Annotated in this window: 4 protein-coding genes; 2 read left to right on the top strand and 2 right to left on the bottom strand. The window is 66.4% G+C overall.

The features are described 5' to 3' along the window. Positions 1 to 303 precede the first annotated feature (303 nt). Positions 304 to 528, bottom strand: a complete 225-nt coding sequence (locus RT567_RS13955) for an oxidoreductase (protein ID WP_313576884.1) — start codon at positions 526 to 528, stop codon at positions 304 to 306. Between the two features lie 196 nt (positions 529 to 724). On the opposite strand from RT567_RS13955, the gene metK reads away from it, so the two are divergent. Beyond that, a complete protein-coding gene (gene metK, locus RT567_RS13950) occupies positions 725 to 1,924 on the top strand; it encodes a methionine adenosyltransferase (protein ID WP_313576883.1) in 1,200 nt (399 codons plus the stop codon). Between the two features lie 192 nt (positions 1,925 to 2,116). Continuing rightward, a complete protein-coding gene (locus RT567_RS13945; RefSeq protein ID WP_313576882.1) occupies positions 2,117 to 3,346 on the top strand; it encodes an argininosuccinate synthase in 1,230 nt (409 codons plus the stop codon). 47 nt (positions 3,347 to 3,393) lie between these two features. On the opposite strand, the gene RT567_RS13940 is transcribed toward RT567_RS13945, so the two are convergent. Continuing rightward, on the bottom strand, positions 3,394 to 4,441 hold a 1,048-nt coding region (locus RT567_RS13940), incomplete at its 5' end, for a PQQ-dependent sugar dehydrogenase (RefSeq protein ID WP_313576881.1).

The raw sequence follows: 4,441 nt of genomic DNA, 5'->3' as shown, positions 1-4,441 counted from the left end.
TATTCGACGCCGATCACACCGCTAACGGGGTCCCTTTTCCACGCCGATCCACAGTTAGCGCGCGCTAACTAGGAAACGAGTGAACCACGCGATCAGGCCAAAATGGGAAGTGTTTGGGTGGCCCCGCCTTCCAGGGTGCGAAATAGCATCCAAAGCCATACCAGCGCTGGATTTGACCGTCGGGCTTCAAACGAATTCGTAATGAGGGGGTCAGGTGTTCGAGTCACCTAAGCGGCACCACTTCTCCCTTCGCCTTTCAAAATCGCATCCACGTCCAGACGGGCGCTCGCGGACTGCCGCGCGTCAGGCGGCCAGGGCGCGGAGCGGTCGGGTCAGAGCGAAGTCGGACGGAGCGAAGCTGCGGACCTCGTGATTACCGCGATAGAGGTCGATGCGGTCCAGCCGCGGCCAGTCGCGCGCGACTTCGGTCAAGCCGCGCACGGCCTCGACTTCGGTCGCGCCGGGCAAAACGCACAGCTCCGGCGTGATCGCCTCGGGCGTGTGGATCAGACAATAGAAGACGTCCATGGGCGCGCTCTCGACCTTCAGTCGCCGTCCCCTTGCCGAAGATTGATGACAGGCAGGTGCTTGAAAGTACGACGCTTTGGAGAAGTCGCATCCAGGATATTCAACCTGAGAGGTCGCCCCCACGACAGAAGCCGCCTTGCACGTATAAGCATATCTTTATATGTCTGGCGGCCTTATCGTCACGCAGGAGCCTGCCTTGGCCCGTTCGTCGTTCCTCTTCACCTCCGAGAGCGTCTCGGAAGGCCATCCCGACAAGGTCGCCGATCAGATTTCGGACGCCATCGTCGACCTGTTCCTGTCCAAGGATCCCGAAGCGCGGGTGGCCTGTGAAACCCTGACGACGACCAATCTGGTGGTGCTGGCCGGCGAGATCCGCGGCAAGGGCATCATGGACGTCGAAGGCAATTGGGCGCCCGGCGTTCAGCAGGAAATCGAAGCTGCGGTGCGCGGCGTGGTGCGCGACATCGGCTATGAGCAGGACGGCTTCCACTGGAAGACCTTCCGCTTCGAGAACAACCTGCACCCGCAGTCGGCCCACATCGCCCAGGGCGTCGACGCCGGCGAGGACAAGGATGAAGGCGCAGGCGATCAGGGCATCATGTTCGGCTACGCCTCGAACGAGACGCCCGAGCTGATGCCGGCCACCCTGCAATACAGCCACAACATCCTGAAGGCCCTGGCCGACGCCCGCCACGCCGGAACCGAGCCGGGCCTGGAGCCCGACGCCAAGAGCCAAGTGACGCTGCACTACGAAAACGGCCGCCCGGTGCGCGCGACCTCCATCGTCGTCTCGACGCAGCACAAGGCCAATCTGAGCCAGGAACAGGTCACGGCCATCGTGAAGCCCTATGTCGAGCAGGTGCTGCCGGAAGGCTTCATCACCGCCGAGACCGAATGGCACATCAACCCGACCGGCACCTTCGTCATCGGCGGGCCGGACGGCGACGCCGGGCTGACCGGGCGCAAGATCATCGTCGACACCTACGGCGGCGCGGCCCCGCATGGCGGCGGCGCCTTCTCGGGCAAGGACCCGACCAAGGTCGACCGCTCGGCCGCCTACGCCTGCCGCTACCTGGCCAAGAACGTCGTCGCGGCGGGTCTGGCCGACCGCTGCACCATCCAGATCAGCTACGCCATCGGCGTGTCCAAGCCCCTGTCGGTCCATGTCGACCTGCACGGCACGGGCAAGATCGACGAGGCGGTGCTGGAAGCCGAACTGCCCCGTCTGATCGGCGGCGCCTCGCCGCGCGCCATCCGCGAGCACCTGGGCCTGAACAAACCCGTCTATCGCCGCACTGCCGCCTATGGCCATTTCGGCCGCACGCCGGACGCCGACGGCGGCTTCTCCTGGGAAAAGACCGACCTGGTCGACGCCCTCAAGGCCCTGGCGGCCTGACGCCTCTAAGCGGCTGAAAATCCAGCCTGAAACGGGGGCGTCGCGGATCAGTTCGCGGCGCCTTCGACGCATTGGGGCGCCTGCGCTCCAATCCCGCCCTTGCATCGCGGCGCGTCTGGTCCTTTAAGCGCGCCGAACGCCTCCCCCAAGCGTCCCCTGACCCTTGCGTCTCCTGAAAGGATTCACCGACCGATGAGCAAGCCCGCCCCCAAGAAAGTCGTCCTCGCCTATTCGGGCGGGCTGGACACGTCGATCATCCTGAAGTGGCTTCAGGAGGAATACGGCGCCGAGGTCGTGACTTTCACCGCCGACCTGGGCCAGGGCGAGGAGCTCGCCCCCGCCAAGGAGAAGGCGCTGAAGCTGGGCATCAAGCCCGAGAACATCTTCATTGACGACCTGCGCGAAGAGTTCGTGCGCGACTTCGTCTTCCCGATGTTCCGCGCCAACACCGTCTATGAGGGGCAGTACCTGCTGGGCACCTCGATCGCCCGCCCGCTGATCTCCAAGCGCCAGATCGAAATCGCGCGCATGGTCGGCGCCGACGCCGTCTGTCACGGCGCCACCGGCAAGGGCAACGACCAGGTCCGCTTTGAGTTGGGCTACTACGCCCTGGAGCCCGACATCCGCGTCATCGCCCCGTGGCGCGAGTGGGACTTCAAGTCCCGCGAGGCCCTGCTGGACTTCGCCGAGAAGCACCAGATCCCGATCTCCAAGGACAAGCGCGGCGAGGCCCCCTTCTCGGTCGACGCCAACCTTCTGCACTCCTCGTCCGAGGGCAAGGTGCTGGAAGACCCCGCCGTCGAGGCCCCCGAGTTCGTGCACCAGCGCACCATCTCGCCGGAAGCCGCGCCCGACGCCCCGACCGTCATCACCATCGCCTATGAAAAGGGCGATCCGGTCGCCATCGACGGCGAGGCCCTGTCGCCCGCCGCCCTGCTGACCAAGCTGAACCAACTGGGCCACGACAACGGGATCGGCCGTCTGGATCTGGTCGAGAACCGCTTCATCGGCATGAAGTCGCGCGGCGTCTATGAGACCCCGGGCGGCACCATCCTGCTGGCCGCCCACCGCGGCATGGAGTCGATCACCCTCGATCGCGGCGCCATGCACCTGAAGGACGAGCTGATGCCGAAATACGCCTCGCTCATCTACAACGGCTTCTGGTTCAGCCCCGAGCGCGAGATGCTGCAGGCCGCCATCGACCACAGCCAGAAGAAGGTGTCGGGGACCGTCCGCGTCAAGCTCTACAAGGGCAACGTCACCATCATCGGCCGCGAAAGCCCCAACAGCCTGTACGATCAGGATCTGGTGACCTTCGAGGAAGGCGTCCAGGCCTATGACCACAAGGACGCCGAGGGCTTCATCAAGTTGAACGCCCTGCGCCTGCGCGTCCTGGCCAAGCGGGACGGCCGCGAGGGCTAAACCGCCCCCGACAACCCAAGCCTACAACCCAAGCCTACAACCCAAGCCTACCGGGGCCGGGCGATTCTCAGGATCGCCCGGCTTCTGTCATCCGTGACCCAGATGGAGCCGTCCGGCGCCGTCGCCATCGTCACCGGCGAGCCGCGCGGATGGCGTCCGGCGATCTTGTCCCAGCCGGGCGTCAACACCTTGCCGTTCACGCTGGGCGCCCCGGCCGGATAGGACAGCGCCCCGCGCGGATAGACGGCGTAGCGCCCGCCGATGTCGGTCAGGGGCCGCCCCTGCCCGTCCGTCTCCACCGCCACGATGCGCCCGGCCGCGCGGCGGAAGCCGTGCCAGGTCATCAGCAGCCGCCCCTGCAGTTCGGGGAACATCGCCCCCTCGTAGTAGATCAGGTCCAGCGGCGCGGCGTGCGGCGGCAGCAAAGCGATCGGCCGTTCGCGCTCATTGCAGCGCGCCTGACGCGCAGGCCACCCCGGCAGGGGCGTGGCCAGATCGACGCAATAGGGCCAGCCGTAATGACGCCCCTGGGTCAGGACGTTCACCTCGTCATACGGATGGTTCGGCGTGTCCAGATCGACCGAGTTCTCGGCCTGAAGCACCGTTCCCGACGCATGGCGCACCAAAGCGATGGAGTTCCTCAGCCCGCTGGCGAAGACGGTGCTGTCCTCGGCCCAGCGGCCGTTTCCCAGATAGGCGTGGCGTCGCACCTGCGCCGTCGCCGCATCCTCGACACAGGCGCCGCGCGCATCGACCTTCGGCTTGCCCGCCGCGTCGAGGCAGCGGTCGCTGGGCGCCCCGACATTGACCAGCAGGTCGCCGTTTCCGTCGAAGACGAAGCTCGACAGCGGGTGGCGGTTGTCGTGCAGCCGGTTGTCCGGCAGGTCGCCGATGACGGTGCGGACGCTGGCCTGCGCATCGGCCGCATCGGGGTCCAGCGTCAGAATGCGGTTCATCTCAGACACATAGATGCGCCCGTCCGGCCCGCGCTTGACCGTGTGCGGCATCGACAGGCCGCCCGCCAGCCGTCGCCAGCGCGCCGCGCCGTCCTGCCCAAACGACAGGCGCCACACCGCCCCCTTGCCCGCCTCCCAC

It is taken from the genome of Brevundimonas sp. (assembly GCF_032107865.1).
Taxonomy (GTDB): Bacteria; Pseudomonadota; Alphaproteobacteria; order Caulobacterales; family Caulobacteraceae; genus Brevundimonas.
This window is presented reverse-complemented; position numbering and strand designations above follow the sequence as displayed.